The organism is Microbispora sitophila (genome assembly GCF_014892245.1).
GTDB classification, from domain to species: domain Bacteria; phylum Actinomycetota; class Actinomycetes; order Streptosporangiales; family Streptosporangiaceae; genus Microbispora; species Microbispora siamensis.
The window spans coordinates 1-18,000 of sequence record NZ_JADBGC010000054.1; the positions used below are offsets into that span (position 1 = coordinate 1).

Here is an 18,000-nt window from a genome sequence, read left to right on the forward strand (position 1 = left end):
GACGGCCCATCCGCCCGGAGGGGAGAAGAACCTGCAGCTTCTCCCACTCTTCATCGGTCAACTCGTACCGGCGAATCACGCCAAGTCATGATCCAACACCTAGATCACATTGAAGACACGGCCTAGCAGCTCCGCGTCCGGCCCACGACGAATTGAAGCATCCGTGCCTGGTGAGCAACGCCTTGAACTTGAGCCCAGCGGCGCGGCAGCGCCTCGGCAAGGTGCTGCTGCACCGTCCGCTCGACCTCGAGCGCGGCAGCGGGGACGGCCCGGCGACGCGGCCGCCGCGTGCGAACAAAGCGGCCAGGTACACCGTCGACAGATGCGAGCGCAGGCTCTTGAGCCGCACCCCACCGGCCAGCAGATGGATCACATCCGTATCGGCCCAGAAGGTGAGCACCTGCCCGGCGCGAAAGGTGCCGAGCCAGAACTGCTTGCCCGCCACGCCGAGGTGGCCGCTGGGCGGCACCACCCGCTCGAACTCGATGGGCCCGCCCTGCCACACAGCAGGCACCGGGGCCGGTTCCGCCTGCCCGACCGCGGCGGGCGGCTCCTGGTGCCTGGGGCTGGCGACCTCAGCAGGCGGCTCAGCGGCGGCAGATGAGTGCTGCGGCGCCCCGGTCAGGATCGGCGGCACCCGCAGCGGCAGCAGTTCCCGCTCGGCCTCCGGGACCGGGATGAATCGCCCAGCCGGGCAGGCCATGTCCAGGCCTTGATGCGGCCGGACGGTGTTGTAGTCGACCACCCAGGCATCCAACGCGGCCTGCACCGCGGCCAGATCCTCAAACGGGCCGGCGTCGTCGAGTAACTCCCGGCGCAGGCTCTGATGAAACCGCTCCACCTTCCCGGTTGTGGTCGGCGAGCGCGGCTGGGTGAGCCGGTGGGTGATGCCGTTGTCGCGGCAGATGCGGTCGAACAGCACCTCACCGCCGTGCCCGAACCGCGCGGTGAACTGCTTGCCGTTATCGGTGAGCACCTCACCCGGCGCCCCGAACCTGCCCAGCGCCTCGACAAAGGCCAGGCAGACCGCCCGTCCGGTGGCCCGCAGCACCGCCTTGGCGATCACGCAGTAGCGGGAGTGGTCATCGACGCCGGTCACGACCTTGACCTCGCGACCGTCGGTCAAGAACACCCCGCCGACGATGTCCATCTGCCACAGCTCCATCGGCGCGTCCCGCTGCCAGCGGCGGAAGATCTGCTTGCGACGACCCGTCCCGGGCTGGATCAGGCCATCGCGCACCAGCGCCCGATACACCCCCATCCGCGACGGCACCGCCCCTCCGTCGCCGGCCCGCTGCCGCTCCGCGGTGGGTCGACGGCAAACGGGGTGGACGGGGACCCGACTGCTGGCGGAAGCGTCCGCGAGTTGCACTCCTATTCACTTGCCTCGGTCAGGCTCGTCCCGAGTGGACCGGCGGATCAGGGTCAAGCTGGTTTGGCCAAGGCGGCGCTCAATCTCCTCCGGTCGGCTTGTCCCTTCCACTCGAACGAGAGTGAGCGCATCGGGATAATCCGGCTCGGCGAGCTCATCCATTTCCGCGCAAAGATGAGGTCGGTGAAGTTCGCCACTTCGCTATCGTGCCAGGCGTTGGCGAGAGGGTGCGGCCCTGTTCCCGTCTCTGTTCCGGTGCAGCGCGAGAGATCTCCAAAACTGTTGGAAACTGCTAGACCATGAAACTCCAGCTCAGCCCCGGTTTCGGAGAGCAGCCCCAGGTCAGAGACACGCCATGATCAGAACCCGGCCTACACGCGGACTCGGCCGCCGCCTGTCTGCCGGGTCGCCCGGGAATGGAAGAAGCGGACAGTCGCCGTGAACTTCTCCGTTGGCGCCCGCGTTGTCACAGCATGGCCACCTGGTTTCCCGCCGGATACTTCCGGCGTCACGTGCTCCCATTACTCGGCATTGGCCTTCCGCTGCTCGCACTGTCAATCTGGCTGTACGCCGGCCAAACCTCGTTCGCCCGCCGCGCCGCCGTCACGACCGGCACGGTCCAGGAGGTACTGCGGGGCGCACCGATCTATCGCCAGGACGGACAGGCGTCCGTCACGATTAATGGCCGGGTGCGCTACACGGCGAACAACATGGAGATCGTTAACCTGATTCCTCTAGGCTCCTGCGGCGCAGGGTTGGCCGCGACCTGCGTATTCTCGAAAGCTGGCGACACGATCAAGGTGGCGTACGACCCAACCGATGTCGGCCGGGCGGAAGTCGTTCCGTGGAGCGGCCTGCCCACGTGGCCGGTACCCCATGTCTGGATCTCGGTCGCGGCATTGATCAGCGTGATTTGCCTTATAGCGGCAGGGATCAACGTGATGGCAGTGCGGCCCCTTCGCCCACTGAATGGCCGACGACACAACGGACGCTCACGTCAAAGCGATAGCTCAGATGACCGCAAGACGTGAGTGACAACCATGAGACCGCCAGACCCTGCACGGAGAGAACGTCCTGGGGGTTAGTGCGTGGACTCGGGGATGCTCAACCGGATCATTGCCGAGTCGGTCCGGAAAGTGTCTCGATGGCCAACGGCGGACACGTCTCTTGCTTTCGGGTGAGGCACACGAGTTCCTCCGGAGGGTCAGCACCATCCCGTACGGCCGTGACATAGGCCTTTGCCTCTCGCGGTCCCAGCCGAGGGGCCTGCTTGCGCAGGTGACGTATCGCGGCCGTGGTTCCCTCGGAGTGAAGGAGCTCTCGAACACTTGCGAGCAGCGGATCGGGCGGCCGAACGCCCTTGACCTGGAGAAGGTACAGCTCCTCCCAGTCCTCCTGGAGGTACGTGGTGACGGGGATGTGGTGGATGCTCTCGTCATGTCGGTCTACCAGGTAAGGGCCATGGCCCACCAGCATCTTCTCGGAGTCACGGCTGCGGATGTACTCCACCGACTGCCAGACGACCAGCCAGCCGAGGGAGTGTTCCTCCACGGCAAGGACAGCGAGTTCCGGCATCCATGGCGACTCTTGCCGCTCACGCGACAGCAGGGCTTCGACCAGTTTGCTGGCGCGCTCCTTGGTGACCACGAGCTCATCATCCACCACGGCGCAACTGAGACCCGTCGCACGCGCCCTCGGAGATCCGCCGCGAGACGAACCCGGCCTACAAGCGAGACGTGCCGTGCTCGTCCTCTCGATCTGGGAGGGCGCAACGAGGGCACATGACATCAAGATCGGCGGCGAAACGACGAGAACCACCGAGACAACCATTGCAGGTCATCAGGGTGGTCCTCAGGGTTGCCGCAGGTCAGAGCGGCGCTCAATCACTTCCAGTGGAAGTAAGGGCACCTTGCGTCGGTCTATCTGCCGAGGGACAGCCAGGGCGCCTCGGCATGGCGAGGACCTCCATCCCCGGGCCGTATCGGCCGAGAGCCCGCGCCGACGGGCCAGTGGGGGCCCGCCGACGCGGCGCGGGCTCTCGGTTTCCCGTCGCCTCGCGCGTGACCATGTCATCGCCGTGAAATGCGCGTGCCGTACAGGGTGAGGATGTCGTCGAGGTCCCGCGCTCTCACCACCCGCGGATCCTCACGAGCGTGAAGCCGGACTAGCAGACGATCTTGCCGTCGAACGAGTAGTTGTAATACTTCCGCTTGGTGATTTCGGTTACTCCGCTGAAGGGGCGGTTGCACTCGACGGGGACGTCTCTGGCCTCTGCGAGGAGATCGTCCCCTGAGATGTCGTCCTCCCATACCTGGATCGTCACTTTGTCGCCCAGCGGAAACTTGAGGGCATTCGCGGACGGGATTGCGACCTGCCGGCCCTCGTCGGATTCGTTTACGTCGATAGTGCCGTCGGTCGGGGCGAGGCGCTGGGTGTATCCGTTGTGCACGACGCTGATGAAGACTTCGTCGCCGTTGCTCCAGGTTCCCTCCTCGTCCACGTCCCAGACGTAGAGGGTAAGGCCGAGACCGGCTTCGGCCACGGCGGCGTTCGCCGGGGTTGCGCCGGCGAGTGCCAGCGACCCGAGAAGGCCTGCCAGCGAAAGAAGAAAGCCGGACTTGGAACGCACGAGCATGGTTTCCCCTTTTCTCGTCCGATCGGTCACGGCCTACATTTCCGCATTCTCCTTGGAAGAGGCTTGCAACCGGCTTGGAGCCGCCCGGCACCGATTTCTGGGGAATTCTGTTTCCCGGAATCAGGAATTGCCATGCCGAGCGACCGGTGGACACGACATCACATTGGTGTTCTCCGATCTCCAGGTGACCGAACCCCCGATCGGCTACGCCCAGTTCACCGTGGCCCTGGAGGTCAGGCGTGGCCGACAGCTGGCGAATTACGCGGTATGCAGGGATAGATCTGCTACACGTACTGCCATGGGCTGTAGCCGCAGGCGATCAGACCCGTTGGCCTGAAGTAACAGGCGCGGGCGATGAACGCGCCGCCCCACGTCGGTAAGGTCGCGCCCGCGTTGTACCCCGAATGACAGGCGCGCCCGGATATCTGAGCAAAGTCAGTAAAATCCCTATCGCCTTGTCTCCGGCAAAAGCGCCACATCGGTATCGGGCCGACGTCAGCGCCCGGCAACGTCACCACAGTCGCCGGCGGGCAGGACGGTGGCTACGTCCTTGGCGAGATGTTCACCCCGTCCGGCAGCGGCGACTACTCGTTACGTTCCTGTCGACCGTGGCCGGGTGGGGCTGCTCGTGCTGCCACGGCAAATCCACGTTCATCCGCGGCATCGAGACCTACGCGCGCGAGGTGGCCGGCCACCTCGCGCGGTAGCCGGCCGTACGACGGTGAAGGTCATGTCATCCTGCTGAGCTCAACCGGCGAAATGGCTCGCCACGCCTGACCCTTCAGACGCTACGGGCAGGTCGAGGTGCTCGCGCAACGTCGTCCCGGTGTACTCGGTTCGATAGGCGCCCCTCTCCTGCAACTCCGGAACCAGCTTGTTCACGATGTCCTCCAGGGAGGAGGGGAGCAGGTGCGGACTGATGTTGAACCCGTCCACCGCGCGCGTACGCACATACCGCACCCATTCGTCGGCGACCTGCGACGCGGTGCCGACGAAGGCGCGCTCGCGCGGCGTCACCCGGCGCACGAGCTGGAGGATCGACAGCTTCTCCGCCGCGGCCTGCTCCCGCCACCGGGCGATGGTGGCGAGCTTGCCGGTGCGCCGCTCGATGGGGAGCGTGCCGCGAGAGGGGTCCAGCTCGGCCTGGCTCGGCTCGATGTCGGGCAGCGGGCCGTGCGGGTCGTAGTCCGACAGGTCGGTGTCCCAGTACTGCTCCAGGAACGCGATCGCCCGGGGTGGCGAGAGCTGCTCCGCATGCACCCACTCGGCGCGCTCCCTGGCCTCCTCCGGAGTGTCGCCGAGGATCACCGAGGCGCCGGGCAGGATGCGCAGCGAGTCCGGCGAGCGGCCGTGGCGGGCCAGCCGGGCGCGCAGATCGGCGGCGTAGGCGACGGCCTTGTCGTAGTCGGTGTTGGCCGAGAACACCACGTCGGCGTGGCGGGCCGCCAGTTCGCGGCCGCCGTCGGAGTCGCCCGCCTGGAACAGCACCGGCCGTCCCTGGGGGCTGGCCGGAACGGTGGCGCGGGCGCGCAGCCGTACCAGGTCGGTGTCGCGTTCCACCTCGCGGATCGTTCCGGGCCGTGCCCAGGACAGCTCCTCACCTGATTCGGCGATCGCGTCCGGCGCCCAGGACGCCCACAGTTCCTTGGCCGCCTCCACGAACTGCGTGGCCCGCTCGTAGCGCCGCTCATGAGGGAGCCAGCCGCCGTGACGGAAGTTCGCGCCCGTCCAGGCGTTGTCGGTGGTGACGATGTTCCAGCCGGCCCGTCCGCCGGACAGGAGGTCCAGGCTCGCCAGGCGGCGGGCGAGGTCCGCGGGGAAGTTGTAGGTCGTGTTCTGGGTGGCGACCAGGCCGATCCGCTCGGTCACCGGGGCGAGGGCGGAGAGCTGGGTGATCGCGTCGGGACGGCCGGCGACGTCCAGGTCGTGCACGCGGCCGCGGTTCTCCCGGACGCGCAGCCCTTCGCCGAGGAAGAAGGCGTCGAAGAGCCCGCGCTCCAGGAGCTGTGCGACGTGGACGAAGGTCTCGATCGCGGTGTGGGGCGCGGCGTCCGGGCCCGTCCAGATGAGCTGTGGGCCGACCCCGGGATAGAACACGCCGAGGTGCACCTGGGCGTGCGGGTCGTAGGGGGCGCCGGTCGGGCTGGGGGAGGTCATGGCGTCGTCCCTTCAGGCGGTCGCGCTCGCGACGGCGGCGAAGCGGTTGGCGGGATGGGGCAGGCCCAGCGTCGTGCGGAGCGTGGCTCCGGGCGCGGGCGGCGCATGCAGGCCCGCCGCGGCGAGCGCGGGCAGCACTTCCCCGGTGAGCACCGGCAGGTCGGCGGCGAGGACGGCGGGGTGCAGGCGAACCCCGTCGACGGCCGAGGGGAGCGAGCGCAGCAGCTCCACGAGCCCGCCGGCCGGTCCGGCGTAGCGCAGGCGTCCCGAGTCCGGCCACAGCGTCGCCGCGTCCAGGGCGGCGAGCCGCCGCGCCGCCGGCTCGGCGGCGTCGAGCACGATCTCGATCTCGGCGAACGCGAGCGCCGCGCCCGCGTCCTTGGCCTGCTGCGCCCGACGGGCGAGCGCCCCGACGCCGGTCTCGCTCACGAGCACCACGTCGGCCAAGGCGTCGAGCTCCAGGCCGGCCGGGGCGAGCACGACGACCTGTCCCTGCGGTGGGCGCGGCGTGATGAGAGGCCCCGAGATGGTGAAGCTCGTCCCGGTGTAGTTGACGTGATGCACGCGGTCGGAGTCGAGGTAGCGGCCGGTGGCCACATTCCTGATCACCGCGTCGTCCTCCCAGGAGTCCCACAGCAGGCGCGCCACCTCGACGACGTCGGCCGCCTCACGCCGCGCGGCCTCTTCCGTGAGCGCCTGCGCCCCGATGGTGGCGAGAGCGTCGTCCCCGTCGGCCGCGCCGACCACCCAGGCCGCCCGGCCCCTGCTGGCGTGATCCAGGCTCGCCAGCTGCGTGGCCAGGTGGAACGGTTCCGTCGTGGTCGTGTGCAGCGTGGGGGCGAGCCCGATGCCGCTGGTCAGAAGGGCGGCGAACGCGGCCCGGGCGCCCGCCTCCAGCCGCCCGGCGTCGTCCGGCGCAGGGCCGGCCGGGAGCGGGGTGTCGGCGAAGGTGGCGAGCGCGAAGCCCGCCGCCTCCGCTTCGGTGACGACCCGCCGCAGCGCGGCGGCCGTCAGCGTGTACGCCGGCGGATGGCCGCTGTGGCGCCAGGCGGCCGGATGGGCGCCGTCTCCGTCCAGATCGATGGCGAGCAACAGGCGACGGTCGGTCATGGTCGGCTCATCCTCTTTTCTCCGTACGGTTTTCCTCCGCGGCCCTTCCACCACGCAATTAGCCGCTTTACTGGTAGGAATACACTGGAAGATGGATCTGTTCCCGTACAGGCGATCTTTTTCGGAGGACATGCCATGACCCTCCCCGCCGACAATTCCGCACGGCAGGCACCGGCCTCCCCCGGCCCTGCGGCACACCGCTCGGCCATCGTGCGCAAGCTCGCGGGAGGAACTGCGCGGCGAGACCATCGCCGCGCTCGAACGCCTCGACGAGCGCCTAGCCGAACGCCGCTTCCTCACCGCCTGACCCTGTCGCGGGCCGCCAGCCGAGCTCGGGCCCCAGCCTCGTGGCGATGTCGGTGAGGATCTGCACGTAGTCCTCGTGGTCGAAGGTGAACGGCAGCGCGAACGCGACCTCGTCGATCTCCCGGAAGGCGGCGTGCGCGTACAGTCGCTCGGCGATTTCGGCGGAGCTGCCGACGAGGTCGGGCGCGAACATCATGCGGGCCGGTCCCTGCGGCGTGGCGGTGCGGGGCGCGCGCTTGTCGGCGTACTCCTTGTACTTGGCCCGCTGCTCCGGCGTGGCCGTGTCCGTGGGGATGACGACCAGGCCCTGGGAGACACGGGCCGCTTGGCCGTCGGGGTGGTGGGCGCGGAACTCCCGTACGTGGGAGAGCTGGATCTCGGCGAAGTTCTCCGACTCCTCCGCCTTGACGACACTGCTGGTCAGGAAGTTCATGCCGTGTTCGCCCGCCCATCGGGCCGAGCGGAGGCTGCCGCCGCCGTACCACATGCGGGCGCCCAGGCCGGGCGAGTGGGGCTGGACCCGGTCGGAGAAGACCTCGAACCCCTCGGTGCCGCTGAAGCCGGTGACCGGCTCGCCGCGTACGAAGGACAGCAGCCGGCGCACCCGTTCGTGGCTGAAGTCCTCCAGGTCGGCGGTGCCGGGGTGGAGCGCGTCCTTGACCTGGTCGTAATGAAGCGGCGGCCCGACGCTGACGCCCGGGTTGAGCCGGCCCCCGGACAGGACGTCCACCGTGGCCAGGTCTTCGGCGAGCCGCAGCGGGTTCTCCCAGCCGAGGGGGATGACCGCCGTCCCCAGTTCGATGCGGGTGGTGCGCTGGGAGGCCGCCGCCAGGACGGCGACCGGGGAGGAGATGCCGTACTGCAGATGGCGGTGCCGCACCCACGCGCTGTCGAAGCCGAGTCGCTCGCCCAGCTCGATGATCTGCAGCGTCGACTCGTGTCCCGGGCGCGGGTCGTCCCCGTCGAACAGCCCGATGGTCAGGAAACCCAGCTTGCGCAGTGGTCGCGTGGGCAGCGGCACGGTGGTCCCTCCTTCTCCTTGATTGAAGCCAACCAGGAATGACGGGAAATAATTGCCGGGGTTCAGCGGGTCCGCAGCACCAGCTCGCCGATCTCGGGAAGTACGGCGTCCGCGACCGAGATCTTCTTCTGGATCAGCCCGTTGGCGTGGAAGAGGTCGGCGGCGTGCTGCTGCTCGGTGACGAACTCCTCGCTGACCGGGTGCAGGCCCCAGGGGCGGGTGCGCAGCGCGTGCTCCCAGGCGTCGAGGTCCCCGTCGAACAGGGTGGCCGCCTCGCGCGGGTGCTCCGCGGTCCAGCGGTCGGCCTCCTGGAGCGCGGTGACGATCCTGGCCAGCTCGTCGGCCCGCTCCCGGGCGAAGTCGCGGCGGGTGAACCAGAGCGAGCGGTGGCTGAACAGGCCGTCGGTCTCCACGAGCGTCCTCGTGCGCGACTCGACCGGCGTAAGGTACGGGTAGGAGCCCACCCAGGCGTCCACGTCGCCGTTCACCAGCAGTTCGGCGGCGTTGCCGTAGGCGTCCACAGGGACGATGTCGCCCCACCCGAGCCCGGCGCGCTCCAGGGCCAGCAGCAGCAGCGTGGTCTGCCACGAGCCGTGCCCGAGTGCCACCCGCTTGCCCTTCAGCTCCGCCACGGACCCGATCGGCGAGTCGTCCCGCACCACCAGGCGGCCGTTCTCGACGCGCGGCTCCGAGATCGCCACGTACACGATGTCGTGACCCTTGGCCTGGGCGGTGACCGGGGGAGTGGAGCCGGTGCCGATGAAGTCGTACCCGCCGTCGAACAGATGGTCGCCGTGCGCGGACGGGAGCGCCCTGGTGGGATCGACCGGTGCGCCCCGGCCCAGCGCGTTCAGGTCCACCCACTCCACGCCGGGCAGCAGGTCGCGGTGGCGGGCCACCCACAAGGTGTTGTTCTGCGGGAAGAAGCCGACTCGGGTGGTCATGAGGTGCGTCCTTTCAGTAGCGGCAGTACATGGCGGCCCACGCGGCGGGCCTCTTCGAGATGGGGAATCCCGGCCAGGATGAATGCGTCCACGCCGAGGTCCAGGAGCCGGTCGAGGCGTTCGGCGACCTGGTGGTAGTCGCCGACCAGGCCGAAGGCGGGGCCGTCGCGCAACTGGCTGAACCCGCCCCACACGTTGGGGGCGATCTCCAGGGTGCGGGGATCGTCACCGGCCTCGGTGAGGAAGGAGCGGCTGCGCCGCACGCCGACGGAGTCGCCCCCGCCGGAGTCGTCGCCGCGCGGCCTGGCCTCCCAGCCCTGCCGGATCTCCTCCCACGCCTCCTCCTCGCTTTCACGGGCCAGCACGTCCACGCGCACGGCGAACCGGGGCGGCGTGGCGCTGTGCGCGCGAACGGCGTCGAACTTCTCCGCCAGCGCGTCGAACGGCTCCAGCCACGACAGGTAGTAGTCGGCGTGCCGGCCTGCGGCGTCGATGGCGGCGGGGGAGGAGCCGGAGAAGAAGATCTCCGGGAACGGCTGCCCGGCCAGCTCTTCCGGCAGCCCCGCGTCCTCCACCTGGTAGAAGCGGCCGTGATGGGTGTACCCGCCCTGCCAGACGCCCTTGAGCACGTCCAGGAACTCCGAAGTCCGCGCGTAGCGGTCGTCGTGGTCCACCTTGTCGCCCCACCAGAGCTGCGCAGGACCACCGCCGCCGGAGATGACGTTGTAGACGATCCGGCCGCCGGTCGCCCGTTGCAGTGTGGCCGTCATTCGGGCCGCCTGCACCGGGTGCAGGAAACCGGGCTGGAAGGCCACCATGAAGCGGTACGACGTGGTCTCGCGGGCCAGCGTCGCGGCGGCGGCCCACGGGTCGTCGGTGTGCGGGAAGCTTGGCAGCAGTCCGCCGACGAAGCCGGACTCCTCGGCCGCCCGCGCGACCTCGGCCATGTAGTCGGCGTGCGTGTAGCCGTCGTCCCGGCCGTCCCGAATGCCTGGGGCGGTGCCGTTGAGCGCGAATCCGCCCCGGCTGCGGACCCTGCGGCGCAGCGACGGCTGGTCGCCCTCCATATGGATGCGCCAGTAGATGTCAACCGGCAACGGTGCGCTCCTTCACGTGCTCGCCGAGGTGGTAGACGTCCTCGGTCTGGAGGAAGAACTCGGTGACGCCCCGCCCGGCGTACTCCTCCACGTGGTCCAGCGAGGCCAGGTGGACGCCGTAGCGCAGGCCCGGCAGCTCGGGGAGGAGGGAGTCCAGGTCGTCGCCCTCGGCGAAGACGTGCACGTCCGCGTGCCGCCGCGACAGAGCGAGGGCCTCGGGAGAGGTGCCGGAGAGTTGCACCTCGGGGAAGGGCGGCGCCGACAGTGGCGGGCCGAAGCCGCCCGCGGCGACCTCGTAGAAGTCGCCCCGGAACTCGAACGGGCCGCCGTGCCAGACGCCCTTGGCGACGGTCAGGAACTCGCCGGCACGGGCATAGCGGTCGGGGCCGGTCAGGAAGTCGCCCTGCGCCCTGGCCGCGGCCGGATCCAGGTCCACCGCGAGCCGCCAGCCCAGCCGGCCGGCGGCGAAGCGCTGCAGCGAGGCCGAGAGCTTGGCCGCGTAGACGGGGGTGGCGGCCGCGGTGTGGAACCCGGCGACCACGCGCAGGTGCCGCGTACGGCGCAAGACGTTCGCGGCGACGGTCAGGGACTCCTGCCCGCCGGGGTCGAACGGCACCAGCGCCCCCGCCAGCCCTGCCAGGTCCGCGGCCACGGCGGTCCGTCCGGCCGGATCGGTCAGGGCGGGCCGCACGTCGGTGACGAACGCGGGCAGCTCCGGCGCGGCGGTGCTCCTGGTGGGGAGGACGATGTGGAAGCGGGCCGCCGCGCGGCCGCCGCCGCGCGGGGCCGTTTCGGGGGACAGGACGGTCATGTCAGATCTTTCCTAGGAGTTCGGCGGAAACGGGCGGCGTCCTGACCGGGCGTGCCGACTGCCCCGTCTCTTCGAGGAACGTGGGCGGCGGCACGTGGTACGGCGGCTGCGCCGTCGCGGGCAGCGGCGCCGGCCCTCGCTCACGGGCGGCGAACTCCTGCCGGACCGCCGCCAGCGTCTCGGGCTGCTCCACCAGCGTGACGGCCGCCGAGGCCAGGTAACGGGCGGCGGCCAGCAGCCCGGCGTGTGCGATCGCGGTGCCGGTCGCGGCCGTGGCCGCCCACGAGTGCAGCGGCACGCCGATCGGAACCACCGCCGCGGTCAGGCTGAGGTGCGGCGCCGTCCAGCTCACCTCCGACGTGTCGCTGGACGGCCCGCCCAGATCCGGCTCGGCGGGCGGGCGCAGGGGGAGAACCCCTGCCGCCAGGCCGGAACCCGGTCTGCCGATCGCCTCCTGCAGCCGCACCGCGAACTCGTGGTCGGCGTCGGTGAACGCGGGCGGACCGAGCTCGCTCATCGTGTGGTGCAGCAGCTCCGCGCCCGCCCGGTTGCCGAGCCCCTCTCTGATCGCCGTCACCAGCCGGTGTTCGAGCCGGGTCTGGCTGGCGACGGCGGCGGCCGCGGCGCAGGCCACGACCTTGTCATAGAGGGTCCTGGCCCGCTCGTGGGTGGCCTCGCGGACGTAGACCCACAACGTCTGCAGGTCGGGTGTGACGTTGGGGGCGCCGCCGCCGCCGATGGCGTAGCCGATCCGGCCCGACGGGGAGACGTTGCCCGCGCGCAGCCGCTCGATCATGCCGGTCAGCAGGAGCACCCCGTCCAGGCCGCTGCGGGTGCCCAGCGGGTTCGAGCCGTGGCCGGGCGAGCCGAGGAAGGAGAACGTGGCCGAGTACAGCGCGCTGGTGACCTCCCAGCCCGTCCCGGTGACGGGAGCGGGATGCCAGTCGAGGAAGGCGTCGAGGCCGTCGTACGCGCCGTCGCGCACCGCGTACGCCTTGCCGATGAGCTGCTCCTCGCCCGTGGAGGCGAACACCCTGATCGTCGCCCGGCCGCGCAGGGCCCTGGCGGCGGCGATGGCCGCGCCGGTCGACGCCGCCGCCAGGGCGTTGTGGCCGCACCCGTGGCCGTGACCGTACGCCGGGGCGTACTCGTCGCCCTCGAACACGGTGGGCTCGTGGCGAGGAACGCCCGCCCGCTGGGAAAGGCCGGGCAGCGCGTCGTACTCGACGTTGAAGCCGAGCACGGGGCCGCTGTCACCGGAGGTGGCGACGAAGGCGGCCGGCAGACCGGCGGTGCCCCACGAGATCGTGAAGCCGTGCGCACGCAGCAACTCGGCGGTGGCCAGCGCGGAGCGCCATTCGCGCAGCGACGGCTCGGCGTAGGCCCAGATCCGGTCCGCGAGCCCGGTCAGTACGGGCGCGTTCTCGTCGATCCACGCGGTCGCCACGGTGCCCGGTGTCCTGCGCGCAGGCCGGACCGGCGCGGTCACGGCTCTCGGTGCGCGGGGCGCGGGCGGGGTCGGCGCGGTCACCGTGCCACCTCCTCGCGCGGCGTGCCCGCGTGGGTGTCGACGCCGAGGTCGGCGAGCAGGCGGCGGCGCAGTTCGACGAAGACGGGGTCCGTCCTGTCGCGCGGACGGTCGAGGCCCACCCGCAGGTCCGTGACGAACCTGCCCTCGCGCAGGACCGCGATCCGGTCGGCGAGCAGGATCGCCTCCTCGACGTCGTGGGTGACCAGCACCACGGCGGGGCGGTGCCGGGCGCACAACTCGGCGATCAGGTCCTGCATGTGCAGGCGGGTGAGCGCGTCGAGCGCGGCGAACGGCTCGTCCAGCAGGAGCAGCTCCGGCTCGCGCACCAGGGCCCTGGCCAGCGCCACCCGCTGGGCCTCGCCGCCGGAGAGCGTCGCGGGCCAGGCGTCGGCGTGCCGGCTCAGGCCCACCTCCGCCAGAGCCGCGAGCCCCTTGGCGCGGGCGGAGCGGCCCTGTCCGAGGATGACGTTCGCGAGCGCGCGCTTGGAGGGGATGAGCCGCGGCTCCTGGAAGACGACCGTGCGCACCGGGGGCACGAGCACGGTTCCGCTGGTGGCGGCGTCCAGTCCGGCGAGGATGCGCAGCAGCGTGGTCTTCCCCGTGCCACTCGCGCCGAGCAGCGCGAGGAACTCGCCGCGGCGCACGTCCAGATCCACCCCGTCGAGCACTGCGCGCTCGCCGAAGACCTTGCGCAGCGCTCTGGTCCGTACGGCGAGGCCCGCCGATTCTGCGCCCATCTCTGGGCTCATCGGATGCTCACCGCCCCGCGCCAGGGCATCGTCACCCGTTCGATCAGCCGCAGCGCCAGGTCGGCCAGCAGCCCGATCACCGCGTACAGCAGCACGCACAGCGCCAGGATGTCGGTACGCAGGTAATCGGTGGCCCGGGCCATCAGGTAGCCGAGCCCGGCCGTCACGTTGATCTCCTCGGCCGCGATCAGCGCGATCACACTGAGCGTGGTGGCCAGGCGCAGCCCGGCGAAGACCGACGGCAGCGCCCCCGGCAGCACGACCTCGCGCGCGATCGCGAGCCGGCCGAGGCCGAACGAGCGAGCCGCCTCGACGACCTTGCGGTCCACATTGCGTACGCCGCTGGAGACGTTGACGTACATGGGGAAGGTGCAGGCCACGCCGATCAGAAGGATCTTGGAGGCCTCCTCGATCCCGAACCAGACGACGAACAGCGAGGTCAGCGCCAGGAAGGGGATGGCGCGCAGCGCCTGCATCGAGGAGTCCACGAGCTCCTCGCCGAGCCGGGTGAAACCGGAGACGACGCCGAGCAGCAGGCCGGTGGAGGCGCCCAGCACCAGGCCGAGGCCGGCCCGGGTGACGGAGACGCGCAGCGCCTCCGGGAGCTGGCCGTCGGCCCACAGCTCGCCGAAGGTCTTGACGACGTCTTGGGGGCCGGCGAGCACGTCCTTGGTGAGGGCGCCGGAGGCGGTGGCCGCGTACCAGGCCGCCAGCAGCAGGACGGGGCCGACGGCCCGCAGCGCGAACGTCAGCGCGGGCGCGCGTCCGGCGGCACGGGGCGGGTTCGGGGCGACGAGCCCCTGCACTGCGGCGCTCATTGCTTCGCGTCCCCGAGCTTCGTCACGTCCACGACGTGCTGGGAGACGTCCAGCGGCGTGGTGAGCACCTTCTGGTCGAGGAAGAACTTCGCGACCTCCTGATATTTCGCGATCTCGGTGGCGGTGACCGCCTGGGCGGGCTTGCCCTTCTTCTGGATGTCGACCACCAGGTCCTTCTGCTTGCCCTGCACGGCCTGCGGGCCCGCCTGGGTGAAGACGTTCAGGTACGCCGCCGGGTCGGCGATCTCCTTCGCGCTGCCCTCCTTGATGAACTCGAACAGGGCCTTGACCACCTCGGGATGCTCGTCGAGCAGCTTGTTGGCGGCCACGTAGATCACGTAGTTGTCCGACTTGATGGCCTCGCCGTCGGCCAGGATCCGGGCGTCCAGGTCGGTGACGGCGGGGATGAGGAAGGTGGAGAACGTCGACCAGGCGTCCACCTTGCCCGAGCCGAAGACGGGGGCGGTCTGCGGCGGGCTCAGGTAGACGCGCTTGACCTTGTCCACCGGTACGTTGAACGTCTGCAGCGCCTTGAGCAGCAGGTACTCGCTGGTGCCGCCGTGCCCGACGGCCACGCTGCGCCCGGCCAGGTCCGCGACCGACTTGATCGGCGAGCCGTTCTTGACCACGATCCCCTCGCCGGCGAGGTCGGGCGGCACCGTGGCGAAGATCTTGAAGCTGGGCTTCACGGCCAGCGCGGTGACGCCGGAGGTGATCGAACCGGTCGCGATGTCGAGCGAACCGGCGTTGATGGCCTGGGCGGCGGGGGCGAAGACGGAGAAGTCGCCGGCCCACTTGACCTTGGCGTTGACCTTGGCCAGGGCGGCGTCCAGGCTGCCGTCCTTCTTCGCGGCGGCCAGGAAACCGCTGTTGCCCGGGTCCGAGATCCGGACGATCACTTGCTCCTGGCCTGTGGTGGCGCCGGTGCCACCGCCACAGGCCGCGGCCAGGAGGATGAGAGGGACGGCGAGCAGCAGCTTACGCATGGGTGACTCCTTGGAGCGGGGTGTGGTCGGCCCAGGCCGCGACGTCCACGGGCGATTCGAGGAAGCGGTGGGCGCGCAGGAACTGCTCCTGCTCGGCCAGCAGGTCGAGGCGTTCGGGCGACAGGTCCAGGTGGAGCGAGGCGCCGGGGACGTAGGCGGCGGCCACGCCGGTCGCGCCCGCACCGGTCTCGGCGCCGAGGATCCTGGCGACCTCCGCCGGGTGATCGGCGGCCCAGTCGGCCGCCCGCAGCAGGACGCGGAGGAAGCGGGTGACCACGTCGGGGTGGTCGTCGAGCAGGCGCTGGTGCACGGTGATCGGCCGCGGGGTGCCGTTGTTCACCCGCGCTCGCCGGTCCGGCACGGCGTCGAGGTCGATGCCGACCTCCGCGCCATGGCGCAGGGCGGCTTCGACGGCGAGTGCGCCCTTGACATAGACCGCGTCCACCTCGCCGGTGGCCAGCGCGGCCAGTTCGGCCTCCCATTGGCCGCCGCCGGGCGCGGCCTCGACATCCACCGGCTCGGCGTCGCCGAGGCCGAGCCCGGCCAGCCCCAGCGCCCCATGGAAGCCGCGCAGGGCCATGGCCCGCCAGAAATCGATCGCGATGCGGTGCCGGGGCACGGCCAGGCGCAGGCCCTTGAGCTGCGCGGGGTGCTCCAGGGTGCTGCCGGCGCGGACCAGGATGGCCTGCCGCTCCTCGATCCAGGTGAGCCCGATCAGCCGGGTGGCCTCACCGCGCGAGCGCGCCCAGAGCGCGGGCACGTTGCCGCCTTCGCGGAACAGACCGGTCAGGGCATGGGTGTAGTGCGTCTCGCGAGGGACGCCCGGGCCGTCGTCCTGCAGGGACCGGACCTCGATCCCGTCGGCGGCGAACTCTCCGGCCAGCCAGCCCTGATCGGCCGCGATGCCCGTCGCGGTGGGCACAGGACAGCGGGTGAACCAGATGGTGTCGAGCGCGGCTGTGGTCATGGAGGGGATTTTGCTAGTAACTTGGTAGGGAATGCAAAGATTGTCCCGCGATGCGGGAAGCATTCTCGGCAGAACCGGCTCTCACCTGGTCTCCACTCTCCCTACTCGGAAGACGGGGTTTCCCGTATGGCAGCAGAAAGCGGCGTGCAGTCCGTGCGCAGGGCGATCGGCATGCTCGACTGCTTCGGCGGCGGGGACGCCTCGCTCAGCCTGTCCGACCTCTCGCGCAGGATGGGGCTGTCCACCTCGACCACGCACCGCCTGGCCAGGACGCTGACCGTCGCGGGCTTCCTGGAGCAGGAGGCGCGCACGGGCCAATACCGGCTCGGGCCGTCGATCACCGAGCTGGGGCAGCTCTCCTTCCATCGGCGCGGCTTGCACCGCATCGCGCCCGAACTGGCCGAGCTGGCCCGGATCACCTCCGCCACCGTGGACCTGGCCGTCCGCAACGGCAGGCACGCGGTCATCCTGAGCGGCGGCTCGCTCAACCCCGACAGCGGCATCGGCCTGCGCCGCCCGTTGCACTCCACGGCGTTGGGCAAGGTCCTGCTGGCCTGGGACCCGGAGGGCAGGGCGGACCTGGAGGCGCTCGGGCCCCTGCGGGCGCTGACCGGCCGTACGATCGTGGACCACGGCGAGCTGCGCGCCGAGCTGGACCGCGTGCGCGAGGCCGGGTACGCGCTCAACGACGGGGAGTCGGGCGACGGCATCCGCACGGTCGCGGTGCCGGTGCTCGACAGGCAGGGCCACGTGCGTTACGCGCTGGCCGTGCGCTCCACGCCGCTGGTCATGAGCGACGCGCGGATCGACTGGTTCGTCGCGCACGCGCGAGCCTGCGCCCGCGCGCTGGAAGTGCTGCTGATCCCGCCCGCCGAGCGCCGGTTGCGCACCTCCGAATGAGGCGGTTCACCCCCCCGCGACCGAACCGGTTGTGGTTCGCCGGCCTGGCACTGGACGCTCGACCCGGCCATGCCCCACCCCAACTCCGCTGACCCGCCTTCATCAAACCCGGTGTGGTTCGGTTGACCCCCAGCGTGGCATGCGTCGGTTGTCTGGCTTTCGGCAAGTCATGCAACGTGCCGAGAGCCATTTTGCCGTTAGCGGGCGCGGCCGGTGCGAGCATCGCGAGAGGTAGAAGCGATCACCACCGCTGGGGGAGAAATGCTGCGAAAACTGATCCTGATGACGAGCATGGCCATAGCGGCATCACCAGCCGCCATGGCCAGCGCCTGGGCGGACGATTTGCCGGCAATTCCACCGGCACGGGCGGCCATCGCCACCCCGGCAACCGGGCAAGCGCCCGGTACGTGCAGTCCCGGATCGCCGTGTGCGGCAGTCAACTGTGGTCCGGGCCGCGTCTGCGTGCCCTCTGTCGACGACGCGTGAAAACTGACCCCCAGACGACGGCGGAAATCTGACCCCTCTGCTGTCACTGTGGAGGGTGATCAAGGTGGAGGACTGGGCGGAGATCCGCCGGCTGCACCGGGCCGAGCAGA

Annotated in this window: 15 protein-coding genes and 1 pseudogene; 2 read left to right on the forward strand and 14 right to left on the reverse strand. The window is 70.5% G+C overall.

The window, feature by feature from the left end; translation table 11 throughout:
- Positions 1–679 precede the first annotated feature (679 nt).
- Positions 680–1,273: pseudogene (locus IL992_RS49235) on the reverse strand (integrase core domain-containing protein); the annotation flags it as partial.
- Between the two features lie 572 nt (positions 1,274–1,845).
- On the opposite strand from IL992_RS49235, the gene IL992_RS44875 reads away from it, so the two are divergent.
- A complete protein-coding gene (locus tag IL992_RS44875) occupies positions 1,846–2,403 on the forward strand; it encodes a DUF3592 domain-containing protein (RefSeq protein WP_193209388.1) in 558 nt (185 codons plus the stop codon).
- A gap of 82 nt (positions 2,404–2,485) precedes the next feature.
- Here IL992_RS44875 and IL992_RS44880 read toward each other — a convergent pair whose 3' ends face one another.
- The 13 genes from IL992_RS44880 to IL992_RS44940 form a co-directional block, all read right to left on the reverse strand.
- On the reverse strand, positions 2,486–3,019 hold the full coding sequence (locus IL992_RS44880) for a YrhB domain-containing protein (protein ID WP_193209389.1): 534 nt from the start codon (positions 3,017–3,019) through the stop codon (positions 2,486–2,488).
- A 517-nt stretch (positions 3,020–3,536) separates the two neighbouring features.
- A complete protein-coding gene (locus IL992_RS44885; protein WP_193209390.1) occupies positions 3,537–4,007 on the reverse strand; it encodes a hypothetical protein in 471 nt (156 codons plus the stop codon).
- Between the two features lie 747 nt (positions 4,008–4,754).
- On the reverse strand, positions 4,755–6,164 hold the full coding sequence (locus tag IL992_RS44890; RefSeq protein WP_193209391.1) for an NtaA/DmoA family FMN-dependent monooxygenase: 1,410 nt from the start codon (positions 6,162–6,164) through the stop codon (positions 4,755–4,757).
- 12 nt (positions 6,165–6,176) lie between these two features.
- A complete protein-coding gene (locus IL992_RS44895; RefSeq protein WP_193209392.1) occupies positions 6,177–7,274 on the reverse strand; it encodes an LLM class flavin-dependent oxidoreductase in 1,098 nt (365 codons plus the stop codon).
- A 277-nt stretch (positions 7,275–7,551) separates the two neighbouring features.
- Positions 7,552–8,601: an LLM class flavin-dependent oxidoreductase gene (locus IL992_RS44900; protein ID WP_193209393.1), complete on the reverse strand. Its 1,050-nt coding sequence runs from the start codon at positions 8,599–8,601 to the stop codon at positions 7,552–7,554.
- A gap of 62 nt (positions 8,602–8,663) precedes the next feature.
- On the reverse strand, positions 8,664–9,545 hold the full coding sequence (locus IL992_RS44905; RefSeq protein ID WP_193209394.1) for an ABC transporter substrate-binding protein: 882 nt from the start codon (positions 9,543–9,545) through the stop codon (positions 8,664–8,666).
- Positions 9,542–10,642, reverse strand: a complete 1,101-nt coding sequence (locus IL992_RS44910) for an LLM class flavin-dependent oxidoreductase (protein WP_193209395.1) — start codon at positions 10,640–10,642, stop codon at positions 9,542–9,544. The genes IL992_RS44905 and IL992_RS44910 overlap by 4 nt, the downstream gene beginning before the upstream one ends.
- Positions 10,632–11,453, reverse strand: a complete 822-nt coding sequence (locus IL992_RS44915) for an LLM class flavin-dependent oxidoreductase (protein ID WP_193209396.1) — start codon at positions 11,451–11,453, stop codon at positions 10,632–10,634. The genes IL992_RS44910 and IL992_RS44915 overlap by 11 nt, the downstream gene beginning before the upstream one ends.
- A 1-nt stretch (position 11,454) precedes the next feature.
- Entirely contained in the window at positions 11,455–12,984 is a 1,530-nt protein-coding gene (locus IL992_RS44920) for a zinc-binding metallopeptidase family protein (protein WP_193209397.1), read from the reverse strand.
- Positions 12,981–13,721, reverse strand: coding sequence for an ABC transporter ATP-binding protein (locus IL992_RS44925; protein WP_193209398.1), 741 nt, complete (start codon positions 13,719–13,721; stop codon positions 12,981–12,983). The genes IL992_RS44920 and IL992_RS44925 overlap by 4 nt, the downstream gene beginning before the upstream one ends.
- A gap of 8 nt (positions 13,722–13,729) precedes the next feature.
- Positions 13,730–14,551, reverse strand: coding sequence for an ABC transporter permease (locus IL992_RS44930; protein WP_193209399.1), 822 nt, complete (start codon positions 14,549–14,551; stop codon positions 13,730–13,732).
- Complete coding sequence (locus IL992_RS44935) at positions 14,548–15,537, reverse strand: ABC transporter substrate-binding protein (RefSeq protein WP_193209400.1); 990 nt, start codon at positions 15,535–15,537, stop codon at positions 14,548–14,550. Before IL992_RS44935 ends, IL992_RS44930 begins: the two co-directional genes overlap by 4 nt.
- Complete coding sequence (locus IL992_RS44940; RefSeq protein ID WP_193209401.1) at positions 15,530–16,504, reverse strand: ABC transporter substrate-binding protein; 975 nt, start codon at positions 16,502–16,504, stop codon at positions 15,530–15,532. Before IL992_RS44940 ends, IL992_RS44935 begins: the two co-directional genes overlap by 8 nt.
- A 126-nt stretch (positions 16,505–16,630) precedes the next feature.
- On the opposite strand from IL992_RS44940, the gene IL992_RS44945 reads away from it, so the two are divergent.
- Positions 16,631–17,404, forward strand: coding sequence for an IclR family transcriptional regulator (locus IL992_RS44945; RefSeq protein ID WP_193209402.1), 774 nt, complete (start codon positions 16,631–16,633; stop codon positions 17,402–17,404).
- Positions 17,405–18,000: the final 596 nt, after the last annotated feature.